The sequence below is a fragment of the Streptomyces sp. NPDC091972 genome, from assembly GCF_044756385.1.
GTDB lineage: Bacteria > Actinomycetota > Actinomycetes > Streptomycetales > Streptomycetaceae > Streptomyces.
On the sequence record NZ_JBIVSV010000005.1, the window covers coordinates 18203 to 36312 of the forward strand.

Consider the following 18110-nt stretch of genomic DNA (forward strand, 5'->3'; position numbering starts at 1 on the left):
GTTGCCCGGGGGGCCCATGAGACCCGGTCTGAAGTGCTGCCGGTCGCTTGGTGCGCGCTTTCGTCATCCACGCTCCGGCGCTGTGCTGTCTACCGCTTCTGCACCCTGTAGCGCTTCAGCAGGAGGGTGATTCGTGCCTGGTCCGCCTCGCCGTTGAGCTCGGCCAGGAGGTCGTCAGGGCACAACTCGTAGAGGTCGCCCCACCATCGCCGCCCTCGGTTGTCCCAGATTCGGTAACCACCAGGCACGCCCCTGGCCACATAGCGTCTCCTGCTCATAGGCCCCAGCTCCCCCGCCGTCCGCGGTCGTCCCCGACGTGTGACCATACGCACGCTGCCACCCACCAGCGAGGGGGTATCCAGCTGTCGGCCCACACGATTCCAACTGTGTTGATGTCCCACGGGTCATTGGACGGGACCGTTCACCTGCGTACATGGGCGGCCCAACCCTCACTCGCCATCGGCTTTCCGGTCCGCCCTGTACGGCGGTGAACCGTGCTGAACGAGACGGAACCTGAGACGGAGGCGTGCGCACAACTCGGGTGACCGCAAGCTTCGGTTGGCTCTAGCCTTACTGCGGTGATCAGCAGTGAGGGAACACGCCTGGGTGCGGAGGCCGCACGCCGTCTGGCAGAGACGGGCCGCTATGAGTTCGAGCCGGGTCTGACGGACGCCGAGTTCGCCCGTATCGAGAGCGAGTACGGTTTCCGAGCGTTCCTTGCAGCCGGCCTACCCGTCAACGTTCCTCCCGAGGAAGGGCAAACCTGGTCCAAGCCCTGGCCGGAGTGGAGGGGCGGCGACCTGGACAGCTTGCGTCGACAGCTCGCCTGGCCGACCGAGGGTGTTCTCCTCAGCGTCGAGCACAATGTGTTCTGGTACGACGGCTGGGGCGAGCGTCCGTCTGATGGGGCGACGGCACTGGATACGGCAAGGCGTCATCTGAGGGCGGCGCCGGTGCTGGTGCCTGTGTACGCCCACCGATACCTGCCGGCCGGGCGGGGAAGCTTCGGGCATCCGGTGCTCTCGATGTGGCAGACCGATGTCATCTACTACGGGCTGGACCTGGCCGACTACGTGCACCAGGAGTTCGACGAGGCACGCGGCGACGTCGACGAGGACTGGAACCCGAGGGCGACGGTCCCCTTTTGGCGGGACCTCGTCTGAATCTGCTGCGGGATCGAGAAACGTGCGCCATCAGCTTGGAAAGCTGCTGGCATCTGTGGTTCAACCCTGGCGTTGGGTGCTGGCGGTTGTTGGGGTTGTTGCACGTCGGCGCTACCAGTCCCGCCAGTCATCCGTGATCTCGGTGCGGCTACGCTCTTCGGTCTCATAGCCAGCGCTGTCATGGTCTTCGTTGATCTCATTCAGCGCCAGGACGACATGCTTGACTACCTCGAAGACCTGTTCGTCGTCACCGTCCCGGAGCGTGCCCACTCCCGACTCAAACGCATGCAGCGCTCCATCGGTCGCCGCCAACAGCGACTCAGGGAAGAGCTCTGACAAGAAGGCATCACTCGGGTCATGGCGGCTGGTCACCGGCGTTGAGGCGCTGCGGGTCTCATCTGAACGGCCGTGAACGGTGCTGCATGTGACGCAAACAGACGACCGTCCGTGGTCCTAGAACTGGCCTCGCCACCATGGCACGTCCAAGCTGTCAGCCGGGATCACCTTGGCTCTGGCCAGGATCTTCCTGTCGAGGGCCCATACGATGGCGCGTAGCTCACGCGCGCTCTTCCTCGGCAGGGCGTGAAGCACGACTTCGAGGTGGCCGCGGAAGTCGATGCCGTAGCACCCGCACATAGGGATGCCGCAGTCAGGACCTACCAGTGGGTCCGCAAGTTGTCCGAGAGGGCCGTGGGCCAGGGCCTTCCAGTGCCAGAACGCCTCTTCCGTGGCTTCGGGCCAGAAACGGGTCCGCTCGAGCCGCCGTATGTCAGCAGTGCAAGACCCGGACAGGCGATCGATGAACGGGTACCGTCGCTGCCTCGGCCGGCGGGTAGGAAGGTCGCCCCGCAGGTCTGACGGGCGCCTACGCGGCATGGCCCCTTCGATTGTCGGTCATGCGGGCAAAGTACAGAACGACGTGCTTGGTGACCACCGCGTATCCCGTGATTGATGCTCTAAGTTCGGGAAGCCCCTGCGGTGGGCCTGGAGTGGGACGGAAATGGCCGCCGACTTGTGCCCCCCACTCTCCCTATTCGCCCTGCTTCTCCGCAGGATCTGGCACACATCTGGCACGTCCGACAAACCAGGGCTGAGAGCCTGGGCCGATGACTGATGATGAGGTTGTCGAGGCATTGCGGATCGTGGCGAGGGCGGGAACTTTGCCACCGCCCGCAACACCGGAGGCTGTCGCCGCGGCGGAAAAGGCCATCGGGTTCCCGTTGCCTCCTCTCCTGCGGCGCTTGTACGTAGAGGTCGCCAACGGAGGGTTCGGCCCGCACGAAGGAATCCTGGGCGTGAGCGGTGGGGCCGCACAGGGCAACTTCGCGGACATCGCCGAGCTGTACCAGGACGGCCCGGATCCGTCCGGTCGCATCCCGGCCGGCCTGGTGCTGATCTACGACTGGGGCTGCACCGTCTGGTCGCTGGTCGACTTCCGCGACCCCGCGGGCGTCATGTGGGTCAACCATGATGGTGAGTGCTGGCCCCAGGGTGTGAACCTCGCGGAGTGGCTGACGAGCACGCTCACAGGAACGTTGACGGTGGAAACGCTGCTGGAGAGCCAGCCCCCCTCGTAGACCAGATGCCCCGCCGCCCTGGGCTGGTGCTTCTCTCGCCTGCGCTGATGGTCCGTAGGCGTCCGCGGTTGTCCGCTGTTGCTTGCTTGCCTTGTCACGCAGTCGGACACGCACCCGGTTGGACCGCATTACCCCTGCCTCGGCGTCCGAAGATGCCGGCTCGGTTCGCGGATCAAGGTCTGAACAGCCAGCGCTCGATCTCGTCGAGGCCGATGCGGCGCCCGAGCCGCCTGCTTTCCTCACGAGCCCAGCGGTCCAGGAGCGCGCAGTACCGGGCGTAGGTGTCAGTGGGCCATCCGTGCTTACCGAGCGAGTCCCACTTGCAGGTGTCCCTGAGTGTGGCGGCCACCCGGTAGTCGAGGATCACGCACGGGTGATCGAGAGCGCCGCTGCCGGCGAAGTACAGGACCTTGGTCGAGAACGCCGGTCCTAGATACGCGATGACGTTGCGGCCTCCTGGGCGCAGAGCTTCGTACGCCTGCGCCGGATCCTCGCGGGCCGCATGCAGAGCATGGCGCAGAGCTGCGACAGCTGAGGACGGGCTGTCTGCCACAGCTTGGATGCGCTTGCGGTTGAGGCGGAGTTTCATGCCGCTGCCCCAGGCGAGGACTCGCCACAGGAATCGCAGCAGCTCCTCTTCGGAGCCCGCATCAAGGTTGGCCGCATCCCTGAACAAGTCGCCTCGGCTGAGCTGCGTGACATCCGGTCCGGTCACAGGCGCTCCAGGCAGGTGAGCGGCAGTGATCTCGGTGTTCCACCAGTCGCCGGCTATGGGGACGGTGTGACCGTCGATCCGCTCCGACCGTCGCTCGGCAAGAGCCGCACAGGCCGCGTGCGGCAACTGCAGGCGGGACAAGTCAGTGCGGTCCATGACCCCATCCTGCCTCGCGGGCAGGAAGGGAGTGGGCGACTCCGGTGCTCACGGCTTGCCGATTCTGACGAACGAAAATTCCGGGCTCACGCCAGGGCACCCAGTGCTCGACGGCTCGGCCCGGTAGAGGTGGAGGGCGCCACTGTACGAACGACCTTGACGCCCTGGGACACGCCTGCTCGGCTCCGCCTGGGCGACGGCAGGCGGGATAGCCGTGCCGCTGCTGTACGGCACGAAAAAGGCCCCTCGGAGTGATCCGAAGGGCCTTTGACCTGTGTGCACTCGGCAGGATTCGAACCTGCAACCTTCTGATCCGTAGTCAGATGCTCTATCCGTTAAGCTACGAGTGCTTGTTCTGTTTTCTCGCCGTTCCTTGCCCTTCCGGGCCGCTCGCGGCGACAGGAAGAACATTACATGACTGCCGCTCGCATGTGAAATCCGTTAGCCATACCCCTTGCGACCTGCGAAAACGTACATCTGAGCGAAGCAGGGAACGACGAAGCCCCGGCCGCTGGGACCGGGGCTTCGTGATCAGGCGCGGAGGCGGAGGGATTTGAACCCTCGATGGGATTTAAGTCCCAAACCGCATTAGCAGTGCGGCGCCATAGACCGGACTAGGCGACGCCTCCAGCACAGCCGCCCGCGCGAGCGCGAGTGGTGCGTGCAGATGATGACACAGCCGGAGGTCGTGCCACCAATCGGCTCCCACGGTACTAGGCAGTCGGGGCGCAGGGCAAAGTGCTTCCGCCGCTCCACCTTCCGCCGCACAGCCGCGCCACCGCGCCACCGCGCCGCCCCACCGCGCCGCGCCGCCCCACCGCCGCCGAACCGTTCCACCGCTCCCTCGCAACGTACGGCGCCGTCCGCCGTTAGTCAGGGCATGTCATACGTCATCCGGCCCAGCCGGCTCGCACGGCTGAGTCCGCTCCCGCTGTTCCTCGCCGCCCTCGCCCCCACCCCCGCGACGGCGGCGTACACCCCGCCCGGTGACCACCTCACCGTCACCGTCCGGGACGCCGGCCACGGTGCCGACGGGACCTTCGAGGTCGACTGCCACCCCGCGCGCGGCACCCACCGCGACCCCGCGGGCGCGTGCGCCGGCCTGGACAGGAACACCCGGTGGGGGCGCGACACCTTTGCCCCCGTCCCCGAGGGCAGCGTCTGCACGATGCTCTACGGCGGTCCCGCCACCGCCCACGTCACCGGGACGTGGGCCGGCCGCCCCGTGGACGCCCGGTTCGACCGGAGCAACGGCTGCGAGACCGCGCGGTGGGACCGCTTCGTGCCCCTCCTCCCCGGCATGGGCACCTAGCCCCCGAAAGGCGGTCACACGTTCTACTTCACTTCGTCGTGCGACCTCCCTCTCATCCGGCACCCCCGCACAACCGCTGCGCTTAGACTCCCTCGCGTGACACGTCGCGGGCCCCTTGGCAAGATGGCCCGAACGGTCGGCAAGGTGCGGTAACAGGGAGGAAGCGTCTCGTGAGCAGCAGGCCATCCCGAGGCGCTGCTCGCCTCGCAGCCATACTCGACGCGCTTCCCGACGCGTTGGTGCTGGTCAACGCCAATGGGACCGTCGTCAACGCCAACACCATCGCCCTGGAGGCGTTCGAGGCGCCGGGCACCGCGCTCGTCGGGCGCGGGCTGCTCGATCTGCTCCCGCAGTTCGACTCACGGCTCATCCCGGGCTCCATGCGGCGGCCGGACCACATGGACCCGCGCGGGCGGACCAAGCCGACCCGGATGGTGGCACGCAGGACCGACGGGAGCGAGTTCCCCGTCGAGGTCACCAGCGCCAACCTGGAGAACGGCCAGCAGGCCTACGACGGTTACGGCTACAGCGGCGACGAGCTGCTCATGCTCGTCGTGCGCGACCTGACCGGGACCGTCGACACCGAGGCCGAGCTGGCCCGTTCGCAGCGGCAGACCGAGATGATCCTGCGGGCCGCGTCCGAGGGTGTCGTGGGCACCGACACCGACGGGCGGATCGTGCTCGTCAACCCGGCCGCCGCCCAGATACTGGGTTACCGGGCCAGTGACCTCGGCGGACGCGAGCTCCACGACCTCGTCCTGCACTCCCGCGCCGACGGCACCCCCTTCGCGTACGAGGAGTCCCCGCTCGCCGACACCCTGCGCTCCGGGCGCAAGCACCGGGTGCGCGGGCAGGTGCTGTGGTCCAAGAAGGGCGAGAAGGTCCCGGTCGACCTCACGACCGCGCCCGTGCGCGACGGCGACCAGCTCGTCGGCGCCGTGCTCACCTTCACCGACCGGCGGCCCTACGACGCCCTCGCCGACGAGAAGTCCGCCGCCGAGAGGGCCCACGCGGAGGAACTGGAACGGCTGGAGGAGGAGCACGCCTCCGAGCTGACCGCGCTGCGCCAGAAACACATCGCCGAGCTGGAGGAGCTCCAGGAGCGGCACGACGAGGAGATCGCCGCCGGCGAGGAGCGGTACGCCGCGCTCGGCGAGCGCGAGAAGGACCGGTACGAGGCCCTGGCCGGCCGGCACGACCAGCTCCTCACCCTGCTCGGGCGCTCCCTGCGCGGACCCCTCGACGAACTGCGCCGCGAACTGTCCGCGCTCGCCGCCGACGACGCCGGACAGCTCTGGCCCGAGGCCAACCAGGTCCTGCACCACCTCTCGGCCGGCTACTCCCGCATCACCAACCTCATCGACAACGTCCTCGGCTACCAGCGCCTCGACGCGGGCGCCGACGACATCGTCCGTACGAACGTCATGCTCGACGCGGTCGTCGCCGCCGGCGTGGACGGCGCGGTCGAGCTCATCGGGCCGGGACGCGTCCAGTTCGCCGTGCACGCGCCGCCCATCGAGGCCGAGGTCGACGCCCAGCGTCTCGCGACCGCGCTCGCGCACCTCATCGCGGACGTGGCCGGGGTCGACGCCACCGGGAACTCGCCCGTGTCCGCGGGCGGTTACATGGACAACACGGTCGTCGTCGCGGCCGCGCAGCGCGGCGAGGGCGTCCGCATCGAGGTGCGCGGGCCGTACGCCGGGGGAGACCCGGTGCACGAGCCGATCGTGCGCGGGATCGTGCGTGCCCACGGCGGTGTGCTCCAGACGCACGAGGTGCCCGGCATGAGCGGCAGCGCGTACGTCCTCGAAGTGCCCATCGGCGGTGGGGCGGGGGCCGTCGCGGCTCCCGGTCCGGCCGCGCTGGAGGCCGCGCCCGCGGAGGCCGCCCCCGCGGAGGCCGCCCCCGCGGAGGGTGCCCCGGCCGAGACCGCTCCCGCCGAGGGCGGCGGGCGGCGGCGGGCCCGGCGTTCCTCCACCGACTCCTTCCTGGACGCCGACGTCCCGGCCGGGACCGACGAGACCGTGCCGCCCGCAGTACCGCCTACCGGGCGGCGCAGGCGGCGGGCGGCGGCCGAGCAGGAACAGCCGGTGTCCGTACCGGCGCAGGCCTCCGGGGACGACGGCGACGGCTCCGGCGGTACCGGACGGCGCCGTGGGCGGCCCGCCGAGGGCGCCGAGGCCGCCGAAGCCGGGGTGTCCGAGGGTGCCGTGGTGATGGCCGGCGAGCACGGTGCCGGGTCCGCGGCCGCGGGCACCGGGCTCGGCGGGACCGTACCGCCGCAGGGCGTGCCGGTCCCGGCGGGGCGCCGGGCCCGGCGCGAGGGCGGCGAACAGCACGCGCTGCCGGCCGCTCTGCCCGCGGGCGGCTCCGCCGAACCGGGGCGACCGCAGGGCGAGCTCCAGGTCGCCGGGCAGGGGCCGGCCGGTGACGGCACTCCGCAGCAGGACGGGCGCCGGCGCCGGGCCCTCGCGGCCGCGTCGGAGCGTGCGGCCGCGCAGGAGGCCGCCCCCCGCTCGGTCTTCGCGCTTCCGCCCGCCGACGCGGACCGCCCGGCCGACGCCCCGGCCCCGGTGGCACCGGTCCAGACGCAGGGCCCTGCCCAGCCGCAGGGACAGACGGCGGCCGCGGGGCAGATTCCGGGCCAGGTGCCGGGGCAGTTCCCCGGCCAGGCTCCGGGGCTCCTCCCGGCCCAGGTGCCCGGGCAGGTCCCGGCACCGGGTGCGACACCGGCCCCCGTCCCCGTACCGGCGGCCACTCCCGTCGCCGCCAACGGCCTCGCCCAGCCCCTGCCCGCCGACGGCCACGGTGACGACGGACGGCACGACGCCGTGCCGCACGACCAGGCCGCCGACCACACCCCGCCCCAGCCGCACCCCACCAACGCGCCCACGGGCCGCCGTCGCCGGGCCGTGGCCCAGCCCGCGGAGGCACCGGCCGGCACGCCCGCGCAGGGCGTCCCCGCACAGGCCGGGCAGGCAGCCGTTCCCGGCGCGCCCGTGCCCGTCGGGGTTCCCGCGGCCCCCGCGCAGCAGGTCCCCGGGTTCCCGGGTGTCCCCGTGCAGGACGCGACCGGGCAGCCCGGCCTGATCCCGCAGGCCGCACCCGCCCCGGCCTCACCCCTCGCCGCGGCCCCGGCCCAGCCCGCCCGGCCCCTCCCTGCCGAGGCTCCCCAGCCCCAGCCCCAGCCCCAGCCGCAACCGCAACTCCAGCCTCAGGGGCAGGCCCCGGCCGCGCCCGCCTCGCAGCAGTGGCCCGCCGGCCACGACACCTCCGGTGCCGGTGTCGCCGCCGCCGTACCCCCGAACCGGCCCGCCGCCCAGCCCGTTCAGGCCCCCGCCGGGCAGCCCACTCCGCCGCCCGGTACGCCGTTGCCGGCGGAGGCGGTGCGGGCGCAGGTACCGGTCGCGGCGCAGCCGCTGCCCGCCGAGGCCGCGGCGGCTCCCGCCGCGCCCGTCGACCCGAACTCCACGCAGGGCCGGGCGATCAGCGTGCGGACCCTCGGTCAGGGGGTGCCGTTCACCCGGCAGGCGGCCCAGGTGCAGCAGCCGGGGGCGGCCACGCCGCCCCCGCACCAGCCCGGCGGTTCGGGACGGCGGCGCAAGCTCGGCACCCGGCCCGACCCCGCCGCCGCGGCGGCCCCGGAGCAGACCGGCCGCCCGCATCCGGCGGCCGAGCAGGCCGTGTCCGCGCCGACGCCCGCTCCGCAGCCGTCGCAGACCGGGCAGTCCCGGCTCGCGCACGCCACCGAGGCGGCCGGGCGGTCGTACGCCATAGGGGCGCCGGACGAGAACGCCGCCGAGGGGCCCGAGCCGTTGGACGGTCCCGGCGGGGCCGTCGAGATCCCGGACACCCCGCGGCCGCAGCCGATGGACGACGAGCTGCCCCCGGAGCCGCTGGACAACCCGCGGCGGCTGCTGGTGTGGCCCGCGCCGGACGTGACGACCCAGCAGGCGCTGAGCGACCGCGGGTACCGGCCCGTTGTCGTGCAGTCGCGCGAGGAGGTCGACGCGCAGATCGCGGCGTTCCCCGCCGCGCTGTTCGTGGACCCGCTGACCGGGCCGATCACCCGGACCGCGCTCCAGTCGCTGCGGCAGGCGGCGGTGGCGTCCGAGGTCCCGATCATGGTGACCGCCGGACTCGGGCAGGCCTCGCGGGAAGCGGCGTACGGCGCCGATCCCGCCGTACTGCTCAAAGCGCTGGCGCCCCGGGACAGTGAGCAGCATCCGCCGCGGGTGCTGCTGATCGAGGAGCACGCGGAGATCGCGCTGGCGCTGACGGCGACGCTGGAGCGGCGCGGGATGCAGGTCGCGCGGGCGGCGAGCGACGCGGACGCGGTGACGCTGGCGGGACAGCTCAGGCCGAACCTCGTCGTGATGGACCTCATGCAGGTGCACCGGCGGCGGGCCGGGATCGTGGACTGGCTGCGGGCCAACGGGCAGCTCAACCGGACGCCGCTCGTCGTCTACACGGCCGCCGTCGACCAGGCCGATCTGCCGCGGCTGGCCTCCGGTGAGACGGTCCTCTTCCTCGCCGAGCGGTCGACGAGCCCCGAGGTCCAGGCGCGGATCGTGGATCTGCTGGCCCGGATCGGGACGAACTAGCCCCGGACCGGGCCGGGCCGGACAGGCCCGGAGCGGGACGAGGAACAGGCCAGGAGGCGCCCGCGCGGCGTGTGCGCGCCCTCGCGGGCGTGATCCGTCAAGTCACCGTCAGGTCGCCGTCAGCCTGCGCGCCGCCTCCCGCACGGACGCCCGCAGCCGTTCCCGGTCCGCGGGCTCCCCGCCCACCAGGATCCGCTTCATCTGCGGGACCACGGCCGCCCAGTTGGCCACGGCGATCAGCAGGAACAGCAGGTCGCGGGCCGGGATGGCGTCGGTGACGACACCGCGTTCCTGGCCGTCCCGCAGGGTGGCGACCTTGTGGCGGTAGTGCTCCTGGCGTTCGGCCTCGTCGGGCAGCTCGGTGCCGGAGCCGTACTCCAGGCCCTCCCAGAACAGCAGGCGCAGCACCTCGGGGTGGGCCTCGTGGTAGTCCATGAGGCGGTCGATCCAGCCCCCGATGTCGTCCGGGTCGACCGGGACGGCGATCGCGAGGTCGAGCATGACCTTGCCCAGGACCTTCGTGAACAGCTCCGCCTTGTTGCCGAAGTAGGCGTAGATGAGCTGCTTGTTGGCCTTGGCCTCGGTCGCGATGCGGTCGATGCGGGCGCCCGCGATGCCGTGGCGGGCGAACTCCGCGACCGCCGCCTCGAAGATCCTGGCCCGGGTGGCCTCGGGGTCCCTTGCTGCTGCCATGGGGCCAGGGTACGGCCGACCGAGCCAGTAACCAACTATTTGGTTGACAGGGAATGGACGGCCCTCGCAGACTGTTGGGGCAGTCGTCCAACCAACCAGTTGGTTATTAGATCCGACTCTAAGGATGCCCCGGTCATGCCGACAGCCACCGTCACCCAAGGACGGTCCGCCGAGACCCCCGCACGGGACGCGGGCTCGCTCCTCCTCGTCCTCATCGCCGTCTGCACCGCCGTCACCGCCGCCAACATCTACCTCGCGGCCCCGCTGCTCCCCCTCATCGCCCACGACTTCGGTTCGACGCCCTCCGCGGTCGCCTGGGTCGCCTCGGTCGCGCAGTTCGGCTACGCCTTCGGCCTGCTCGTCTTCGCCCCGCTCGGCGACAGCGTGAACCGGCGGCGCCTGGTCGCCGGCCTCTCCCTCGTGACCACCGCGGCCCTGACCGCCGCCGCGCTCGCCACCGGCACCACCGCCCTCGCCGGCGCCGTGCTGATCGCCTCCGCGGCCACCGTCGTCCCCCAGCTCCTGGTCCCGCTGGTCGCCCAGCGCGCCCCCGCCCACCACCGGGCCCGGCATGTCGCGGCCGTCATCGCGGGCCTGTTCACCGGAATCGTCGCGGCCCGGGTGCTCGGCGGACTGATCGGACAGGCCTTCGGCTGGCGGGTGGTCTTCGTGGGCGCGGCCGTCCTGACGGCCGCCCTCGGCCTCGCGACGGCGTACGCCCTGCCCGCGGAGCAGGTGCGCCGCTCCGGCCCCCTCTTCTCGGGTCTCACCGCCCTGCCGTCCCTCGTCCGCCGCTCGCCCGACCTGTGGCGCGCGTGTGTGCGGCAGGCAGGGATGTACGGCGCCTGGAGCGCGCTGTGGACCTCGCTGGCCCTCCTGCTGACCGGCTCGTCCTACGGCCTGTCGACCGCGACCGCCGGGCTCTTCGGCCTCTTCGGCCTCGCCGCGAGCGTGGTGGCGCCCCTGGCCGGCGGGTTCGTGGACCGCTTCGGTGCCGCCAGGGTCGTACGGTCGGCGTATCTGCTCGCCGCCGTCTCCGTGCCGCTGTTCTGGCTCGGCGGGCACGCGCTGTGGGCGCTGTTCGTCGCGGCGATCGCCGTCCACGCGGCCCTGGTCGCCTCCCACGTCGCCAACCAGACCCTCGCCCTGACGACGACCTCGACCCCGGCCACCGCCAACACCGCGTACGTGGTCGCCGGTTTCGCGGGCGGCGCCACGGCGTCCGCGCTGGCGGGCTCGGCGTTCGGCTGGTGGGGCTGGGGCGGCGTGTGCGCCGTCGCGGGGGTGTGGCTGGGCCTGGGCTGGCTCACCACCTCGGTACGGCGGTGAGGCTGCCGCCGCCCCACGGTGGGGTTGTCGCCGTACGGCGGTCAGGGCCCTCGGTGTTCACCCGGGGCGCCCTGACCGCCGTGTCCGTAAGGTCTCTCGGAGGTGCGCTCAGCGTGGCTCAGAGCTTGGTGACGTCCAGGCCGCCCTCCGCGTACTGCTTGCGCAGGACCTTCTTGTCGAACTTTCCGACGCTCGTCTTCGGGACCGCCTCGATGATCGACCAGCGCTCCGGGAGCTGCCACTTGGCGATCCTGCACACGTCGCTCGCGAGGAAGGCGCGCAGGGACTCGAAGTCGGCGGTGGAGCCCTCCTTGAGGACGACCGTGGCGAGGGGGCGCTCGCCCCACTTCTCGTCGGGGACGGCGACGACGGCGGCCTCGGTGACGTCCGGGTGGGACATCAGCGCGTTCTCCAGCTCGACCGAGGAGATCCACTCGCCGCCGGACTTGATGACGTCCTTGGCCCGGTCGGTGAGGGTGAGGAAGCCGTCGGCGGAGATGGTGCCGACGTCGCCCGTCTTCAGCCAGCCGTCCTCGCTGAACTTGTCGGCGGGGCGCAGGGGTTCGGCGTCCGGGCCGTTGTAGTACGCGCCGGCGATCCAGGGGCCGCGGACCTCCAGCTCGCCCGCGGACTCGCCGTCCCAGGGCAGGCGCTCGCCGCCCGGCCCGGTGAGGCGGGCCTCGACGCCGGCCGGGAAGCGGCCCTGGGTGAGGCGGTACGCGAACTCCTCGGGCGTGCCGACCACGTGGGCCGGCGGGCGCGCGATGGTGCCGAGCGGGGAGGTCTCCGTCATGCCCCAGGCGTGGCAGACCCGCATGCCGAGTCGGTCGAAGGCCTCCATCAGGGAGGGTGGGCAGGCCGAGCCGCCGATGGTGACCTGGCCGAGCGAGGAGACGTCCCGCGGCTTGGCGGTGAGCTCGGCGAGCAGGCCCTGCCAGATGGTGGGGACGGCTGCCGCGTGGGTCGGCCTCTCGCGCTCGATCATCTCGGCGAGGGGGGCGGGCTGCAGGAAGCGGTCCGGCATCAGCATGTTGACGCCGGTCATGAAGGTCGCGTGCGGCAGGCCCCAGGCGTTGACGTGGAACTGCGGGACGACCACGAGTGAGGTGTCCTGGTCGGTAAGGCCCATCGACTGGGCCATGTTGACCTGCATGGAGTGCAGGTAGATCGAACGGTGGCTGTAGACCACGCCCTTGGGGTCGCCCGTGGTGCCGGAGGTGTAGCACATGGCGGCGGCCTGGCGCTCGTCCAGCTCGGGCCAGTCGTACGTGGCGGGCTTGCCGGCGATCAGGTCCTCGTACTCGTGCACGCGCGCGTGGGAGCCTTCGAGGGCCGTGCGGTCGCCGGGCCCCGAGACCACCACGTGCTCGACCGTCTTGAGATGCGGGAGCAGCGGGGCGAGCAGGGGGAGCAGCGAGCCGTTGGCGATGATGACGCGGTCGGCCGCGTGGCCCACGATGAAGGCGAGCTGGTCGGCCGGGAGGCGGAGGTTCAGGGTGTGCAGGACCGCGCCCATGGAGGGGATCGCGAAGTAGGCCTCGACGTGCTCGGCGTTGTTCCACATGAGGGTCGCCACCCGCTCGTCGTCGGCGACCTCGAGGTCCTCGCGCAGGGCGTGGGCCAGCTGCGCGGCGCGGGCGCCGATCTCGGCGAAGGAGCGGCGGTGCGGCTCCGGCTCGCCGGTCCATGTGGTCACCTGTGAGGTGCCGTGGATCGACGACCCGTGGGTCAGGATCCTGGAGATCAGCAGCGGTACGTCCTGCATGGTGCTCAGCACGGCGTCCTCCCGGGGCGACATTGCCTACGCGGTAGTAAGGGATGCGCCGATTCTGCGCACATACCGCGCGGTATGTCACTAGAGCCGAGCGATCGATCACGTCACGATGCCCTCACAACGGCCGACCGCGGCCGACGGTTCCCCTGCGGGGCGGCTCCCAGGCCGGCGGACGGACGGGCAGGGGCCCGAGTCCCAGTGCCGGAGGGCGGGCGTGGGGCGTGGGGCGACGATCACCCGGCGGGCGACGATTCACCGGCGGACGTGCACCCGGCCGTGTGGCCAGCCCCAGAGGGAGGGCACCGGCCCGGGGGGACGTATGCCGGAGTGTGTGCACCGGCCAGGCGACGACTGTCGGCAGACGGGCACCGGTCGGAGGCGACGGTCGCCGGACGGCGAGCAGGGCGCCCGGTGCGACGACTCCCGGCGGACGGGCCACGACAAAGGGGCCGCCGGCCGGCGGGAACAGGCCGCCGTAGTACTCCCGGATGGGCGGCCACCGACCGCGGGCGGCGATTGCCGGCGGGAGAGCACGGGGCCGGACCGGCGTGGCGCCTGGCGGCCGACGTGCCCGGCGCGGCCAGGACGAACGGGTGGCCGACGGGCGGGGCGGGCAGCACCTTGAGGGACGACTCCCCAAGGGCTTCCGGCTTCCGGCTTCCGGCTTCCGGCTTCCGGCTTCCGGCAGGTGTGGACGAGTCCGAGGCTCGCCCGGCGCTCGGCCGGCCCGCGAACCTCGTACGGGTCGACGCAGGCGCGGGTCCTGAGGCGACGTGTCCCCGGTCGACGAACACCAGCCCGGAGCCACGATCCCGGACAGACGAACGCCGCCCAGATCTGCGCCCCTACCGGGCGAGCACCAGCTCGGGGTCCTCGCGGAGTTTGCCCAGGGCTCGGGAGACCGCCGACTTCACGGTGCCGACGGAGACCCCGAGGACCTCGGCCGTCTGCACCTCGCTGAGGTCCTCGTAGTACCTGAGGACGACCATCGCCCGCTGCCGGGCCGGCAGCTTCATGATCGCCCGCCACATCGCGTCGTGCAGCGCCTGCTGCTCGGCGGGGTCGTCCTCGCCCGGCACGGGGTCGGGCTCGGGGATCTCGTCGGTCGCGAACTCGTCCACCTTGCGCTTGCGCCACTGCGAGGTGCGCGTGTTCAGCAGGGCCCGGCGCACATACCCGTCGAGGGCCCGGTGGTCCTCGATGCGCTCCCAGGCGACATACGTCTTGGTCAGGGCGGTCTGCAGCAGGTCCTCCGCGTCGCTCGGGTTCGCGGTCAGCGACCGGGCGGTACGCAGCAGCACCGGCTGGCGGGCCTTCACGTACGAGGCGAACGAGGGGTACGCGAGGGTCTGCGTCGCCGGTACGGCGGCCTTCGAAGCGCTGGTGCAGACGGGTGTGGTCATGGCTCCACGCTAGATTCGCGACGCCCGCCGCTCATCGGCCACAGGTCCCGAAGAGGACTCCCCCTCAGGTTGTAGAGGTGGGGCTGACTGCACCTCCTGAAGGTGGACGAGAGAGACACGTCTACTGCGGGATCACCCCTGGGGGCTACCCGTCCGCGGTGAGCACGAGCCCGGACGTGGGCACCCCCGTCCCCGCCGTCACCAGGACTACCCCCGCCCCCGCCACCTGGTTGGCCGCCGTCCCCCGCAGTTGCCGTACGGCTTCCGCGATGCCGTTCATGCCGTGGAGGTACGCCTCCCCCAGTTGGCCGCCGTGGGTGTTGAGGGGGAGCGCGCCCCGGCGCACGAAGTCCGCGGCCTCGCCCCGGGCGCAGAAGCCGAACTCCTCGAGCTGCATCAGGACGAACGGGGTGAAGTGGTCGTAGAGGATCGCCACGTCGATGTCCCCGGGGACCAGGCCCGAGGTCCGCCAGAGCTGGCGGGCGACGACGTTCGTCTCGGGGAGTCCGGTGAGGTCGTCGCGGTAGAAGCTGGTCATCTGCTCCTGGGCGCGGCCGGCACCCTGGGCGGCGGCCGCGACGACGGCGGGCCGCCGGCGGAGGGCACGCGCGCGTGCGAGGGAGGTGACGACGATCGCCTGGCCGCCGTCGGTCTCCTGGCAGCAGTCCAGGAGCCGGAGCGGCTCCACGATCCAGCGGGAGGCGGCGTGGTCGGCGAGGGTGATGGGGCGGCCGTGGAACCAGGCCGCCGGGTTGGTGGCCGCGTACGCCCGGTCGGTCACCGCCACATGACCGAAGGCCTCCGGTGTGAGGCCGTAGGTGTGCAGATAGCGCTGGGCCGCCATCGCCACCCAGGACGCCGGGGTGAGCAGCCCGAACGGCAGCGACCAGCCGAGCGCGACGCCCTCGGCGGAGGGTTCGCGGTGCTGGACGCCGGAGCCGAAGCGGCGGCCGGAGCGTTCGTTGAAGGCGCGGTAGCAGACGACGACCTCGGCCACGCCCGCCGCGATCGCGAGCGCCGCCTGCTGGACGGTCGCGCAGGCCGCGCCGCCGCCGTAGTGGACGCGGGAGAAGAAGGACAGCTCGCCGATCCCGCAGGCCTGGGCGACGGTGATCTCAGGGCTGGTGTCCATGGTGAAGGTGACCATGCCGTCGACGTCGGCGGCCGTGAGCCCCGCGTCGTCGAGCGCCGCGCGGACCGCCTCGGCGGCCAGGCTCAGTTCGCTGCGGCCGGAGTCCTTGGAGAACTCGGTGGCCCCGATTCCGGCGATCGCGGCCAGGCCGCCGAGCCGGTCACGCGCGCGTGTGCTCATTCGGCGTCCCGCAGACAGAAGGTGACGGTCCCCGTGACGTGGTCGCCGATGGCGTTGGTCCCCACGATCCGTACGGTCGCGGTGTCTCCTCGGACGGTCTCCACTCTTCCGCTCAGCACCATGGTGTCGCCGGGGTAGTTGGGGGCGCCCAGCCGGATGGCGACCTTCTTCAGTACGGTCCGCGGGCCGAAGTGGTCGGTGACGTAGCGGCCCACCAGGCCGTTCGTCGTCAGGATGTTCATGAAGATGTCCGGGGAGCCCTTGCGGCGGGCCGACTCCGGGTCGTGGTGCACGTCCTGGTAGTCCCGGGAGGCGATCGCCCCCGCGACGATCAGCGTGCGGGTGACCGGGATCTCCAGGGGCGGCAGTTCGTCGCCCGTTCTCATACGGCGGCCTCCTCGGCGGCGGCACGGAAGACGGGGAGGGTGAGATCGCCGTCGTAGGACTGGAAGACGAGCCGCACCGGCATCCCGATCCGCACCTTGTCGTACGGCGTCCCGACGACGTTGCTGATCATCCGTACGCCCTCGGCGAGTTCGACGAGCACGACGGCGTAGGGAGGGTCGAAGGCCGGGAAGGGCGGGTGGTGCATGACGACGTACGAGTGGACGGTTCCCTCTCCGCTCGCCTCGACGGTGTCCCAGTCGGGGCTCCCGCAGTGGGCGCAGCCCGGCAGCCAGGGGAAGCGGAGGGTGCCGCAGGCGGTGCAGCGCTGGATGAGGAGCCTGTGCTGTTCGACGCCCTCCCAGAAGCCGGCGTTGTCCCGGTTGACGACGGGGCGGGGCCGGGGAGGGACCTGCTCACGTCGTACGGGCGCGTACTTGAGGATGCGGAACCTGTGCGTGCCGACGAGGGCCCCGGCCACCCGGACGTCGGTACGGATCGTGACGAAGTGACCGGTGCCGAGCCTGGTGGTCTTGCGGTCCGAGACCGACTCGATGACGGTGTCGAACGTGATCTCGTCGCCGGGACGCAGTGGCCGGAAGTACTCCTGCTCGCAGTCGGTGGCGACGACCGAGGTGCAGCCCGACTCGTCGAGCAGCGCCAGGAGTTCGTCGTACGCCGACGATCTGCCCGGGTGCCCGCTCAGGCCCCCCATCGTCCATACCTGGAGCATGGTGGGCGGGGCGACGGCGCCGGGCCCCGAGTAGGCCGGGTGGGCGTCCCCCAGGGCCTCGCACCAGTGCCTGATCATCGGCAGGTTGACGGGGTCCTTGCCGGTGGCGGAGACGGCGGCGGGGTGGCCTTCGTAGGACTTGAGGCGGGTGAGCGGGTCGGGGGGCGGGGACTGCGGATCGCGGGCCTCGGGCAGGGTCGGCGGAGTGTCCGGATCGTCGGCCATGAGGACAACCTCCTTGTCCGCAAGATTTCCTGACTGTCCGTCAGATCAGGTGCGGTGTCAAGACCGTCGCCCCGGCGCGGACACGCCTGCGCGGCGGCGCCGAAGCACCGCCGCGCGGACGTGTCACCTCCCCCCGTGGAACCCCCCGGATCCGCCCCCCTGAAGCCCCCCGCCGCGGGCCGGCCGGATCTCGCGGATCACCACCACAGAGGGGTGAAGTGGACGGACGTGTTGTTGTTCCCCTGGTTGATGGCCGTGAACGCGGAGCCGTTGACCTGTGCCGTGTTGCTCTGGTTCGACGCCCCGGAGCCGACGGCGTTCTGCTGCGTGGTGGAGGCGTTGCCGTTGTTGTCGTGTCCGACACCGCTGCCCACGATGCTCGCGACTCCCGCGTTCGATCCGTCGTCCGCGAAGCCGCCGTTGTCCGCCGTCGCGATGCCGGTGAAGAGCGCGGCGGCGAGCGGGAGGGCGGAGACGGCGGCGATGACGCGGGCGGTACGGATGCTTGCCATGGTGTTTCCTCCAGAACCCGGCCTGTGGCCGGTAGTACGTCAAGTAAGGCTGTTGGCAGGGCAGTTGGCCGACCACCCCGGTGCTGTGCACGACGTCGTGAGTCCAGAGTTGCCCACCGGATCGCCGGCGAACCAGAGCGGAAGCTGTTATTCCCCCTGAAGCGTGAGGACAAGTCGATAAACCCCTTTCGCGACTTCGGGCACTATCTCGGGGCGAT

At 71.8% G+C, this 18110-nt stretch carries 15 protein-coding genes and 2 tRNA genes; 5 read left to right on the plus strand and 12 right to left on the minus strand.

From position 1 onward, the window contains the following. Positions 1–89 precede the first annotated feature (89 nt). On the minus strand, positions 90–278 hold the full coding sequence (locus ACIQJT_RS15845; RefSeq protein ID WP_402643775.1) for a hypothetical protein: 189 nt from the start codon (positions 276–278) through the stop codon (positions 90–92). Between the two features lie 300 nt (positions 279–578). Between ACIQJT_RS15845 and ACIQJT_RS15850 the strand changes: the two genes are divergently transcribed. Next, positions 579–1163: a hypothetical protein gene (locus ACIQJT_RS15850; RefSeq protein WP_402643777.1), complete on the plus strand. Its 585-nt coding sequence runs from the start codon at positions 579–581 to the stop codon at positions 1161–1163. A gap of 111 nt (positions 1164–1274) precedes the next feature. On the opposite strand, the gene ACIQJT_RS15855 is transcribed toward ACIQJT_RS15850, so the two are convergent. Continuing rightward, on the minus strand, positions 1275–1535 hold the full coding sequence (locus ACIQJT_RS15855) for a hypothetical protein (protein WP_365452623.1): 261 nt from the start codon (positions 1533–1535) through the stop codon (positions 1275–1277). Positions 1536–2269: 734 nt separating this feature from the next. On the opposite strand from ACIQJT_RS15855, the gene ACIQJT_RS15860 reads away from it, so the two are divergent. Continuing rightward, the gene (locus tag ACIQJT_RS15860) at positions 2270–2740 is read left to right on the plus strand and encodes an SMI1/KNR4 family protein (protein WP_402643781.1); all 471 of its coding nucleotides are present in this window, start codon (positions 2270–2272) and stop codon (positions 2738–2740) included. A 172-nt stretch (positions 2741–2912) separates the two neighbouring features. Here ACIQJT_RS15860 and ACIQJT_RS15865 read toward each other — a convergent pair whose 3' ends face one another. The 3 genes from ACIQJT_RS15865 to ACIQJT_RS15875 all read right to left on the minus strand — a co-directional run bounded on the left by ACIQJT_RS15865 (position 2913) and on the right by ACIQJT_RS15875 (position 4240). Then, positions 2913–3611, minus strand: a complete 699-nt coding sequence (locus ACIQJT_RS15865) for a hypothetical protein (RefSeq protein WP_402643783.1) — start codon at positions 3609–3611, stop codon at positions 2913–2915. Between the two features lie 277 nt (positions 3612–3888). Next, a tRNA-Arg gene (locus tag ACIQJT_RS15870) sits at positions 3889–3961 on the minus strand. Between the two features lie 188 nt (positions 3962–4149). Next, positions 4150–4240: transfer RNA gene (locus tag ACIQJT_RS15875), tRNA-Ser, on the minus strand. Between the two features lie 251 nt (positions 4241–4491). Between ACIQJT_RS15875 and ACIQJT_RS15880 the strand changes: the two genes are divergently transcribed. Together ACIQJT_RS15880 and ACIQJT_RS15885 are read left to right on the plus strand one after the other, a co-directional pair. Further along, a complete protein-coding gene (locus tag ACIQJT_RS15880; RefSeq protein ID WP_402643786.1) occupies positions 4492–4923 on the plus strand; it encodes an SSI family serine proteinase inhibitor in 432 nt (143 codons plus the stop codon). Between the two features lie 170 nt (positions 4924–5093). Continuing rightward, positions 5094–9527 carry a PAS domain-containing protein gene (locus ACIQJT_RS15885; RefSeq protein WP_402643789.1) on the plus strand — a complete coding sequence of 1478 codons (4434 nt, stop codon included), beginning with the start codon at positions 5094–5096 and terminating at the stop codon, positions 9525–9527. 108 nt (positions 9528–9635) lie between these two features. On the opposite strand, the gene ACIQJT_RS15890 is transcribed toward ACIQJT_RS15885, so the two are convergent. After that, positions 9636–10220 carry a TetR family transcriptional regulator gene (locus tag ACIQJT_RS15890; protein WP_402643792.1) on the minus strand — a complete coding sequence of 195 codons (585 nt, stop codon included), beginning with the start codon at positions 10218–10220 and terminating at the stop codon, positions 9636–9638. Positions 10221–10355: 135 nt separating this feature from the next. Here ACIQJT_RS15890 and ACIQJT_RS15895 point away from each other — a divergent pair, with 135 nt between their 5' ends. Continuing rightward, positions 10356–11549, plus strand: a complete 1194-nt coding sequence (locus tag ACIQJT_RS15895) for an MFS transporter (protein ID WP_402643795.1) — start codon at positions 10356–10358, stop codon at positions 11547–11549. A gap of 118 nt (positions 11550–11667) precedes the next feature. Here ACIQJT_RS15895 and ACIQJT_RS15900 read toward each other — a convergent pair whose 3' ends face one another. The 6 genes from ACIQJT_RS15900 to ACIQJT_RS15925 all read right to left on the minus strand — a co-directional run bounded on the left by ACIQJT_RS15900 (position 11668) and on the right by ACIQJT_RS15925 (position 17892). Next, positions 11668–13347 (minus strand): long-chain fatty acid--CoA ligase, encoded by a 1680-nt coding sequence (locus ACIQJT_RS15900; protein WP_402643798.1) that lies wholly within the window; start codon positions 13345–13347, stop codon positions 11668–11670. Positions 13348–14168: 821 nt separating this feature from the next. Then, positions 14169–14726, minus strand: a complete 558-nt coding sequence (locus ACIQJT_RS15905) for a SigE family RNA polymerase sigma factor (protein ID WP_053851784.1) — start codon at positions 14724–14726, stop codon at positions 14169–14171. A 145-nt stretch (positions 14727–14871) separates the two neighbouring features. Further along, on the minus strand, positions 14872–16038 hold the full coding sequence (locus ACIQJT_RS15910) for a lipid-transfer protein (RefSeq protein WP_402643802.1): 1167 nt from the start codon (positions 16036–16038) through the stop codon (positions 14872–14874). Continuing rightward, the gene (locus ACIQJT_RS15915; protein WP_402643804.1) at positions 16035–16424 is read right to left on the minus strand and encodes a MaoC family dehydratase; all 390 of its coding nucleotides are present in this window, start codon (positions 16422–16424) and stop codon (positions 16035–16037) included. Before ACIQJT_RS15915 ends, ACIQJT_RS15910 begins: the two co-directional genes overlap by 4 nt. Beyond that, a complete protein-coding gene (locus tag ACIQJT_RS15920; protein WP_402643806.1) occupies positions 16421–17380 on the minus strand; it encodes a bifunctional MaoC family dehydratase N-terminal/OB-fold nucleic acid binding domain-containing protein in 960 nt (319 codons plus the stop codon). Before ACIQJT_RS15920 ends, ACIQJT_RS15915 begins: the two co-directional genes overlap by 4 nt. Before the next feature lie 197 nt (positions 17381–17577). After that, the gene (locus ACIQJT_RS15925; protein ID WP_086724924.1) at positions 17578–17892 is read right to left on the minus strand and encodes a hypothetical protein; all 315 of its coding nucleotides are present in this window, start codon (positions 17890–17892) and stop codon (positions 17578–17580) included. Positions 17893–18110: the final 218 nt, after the last annotated feature.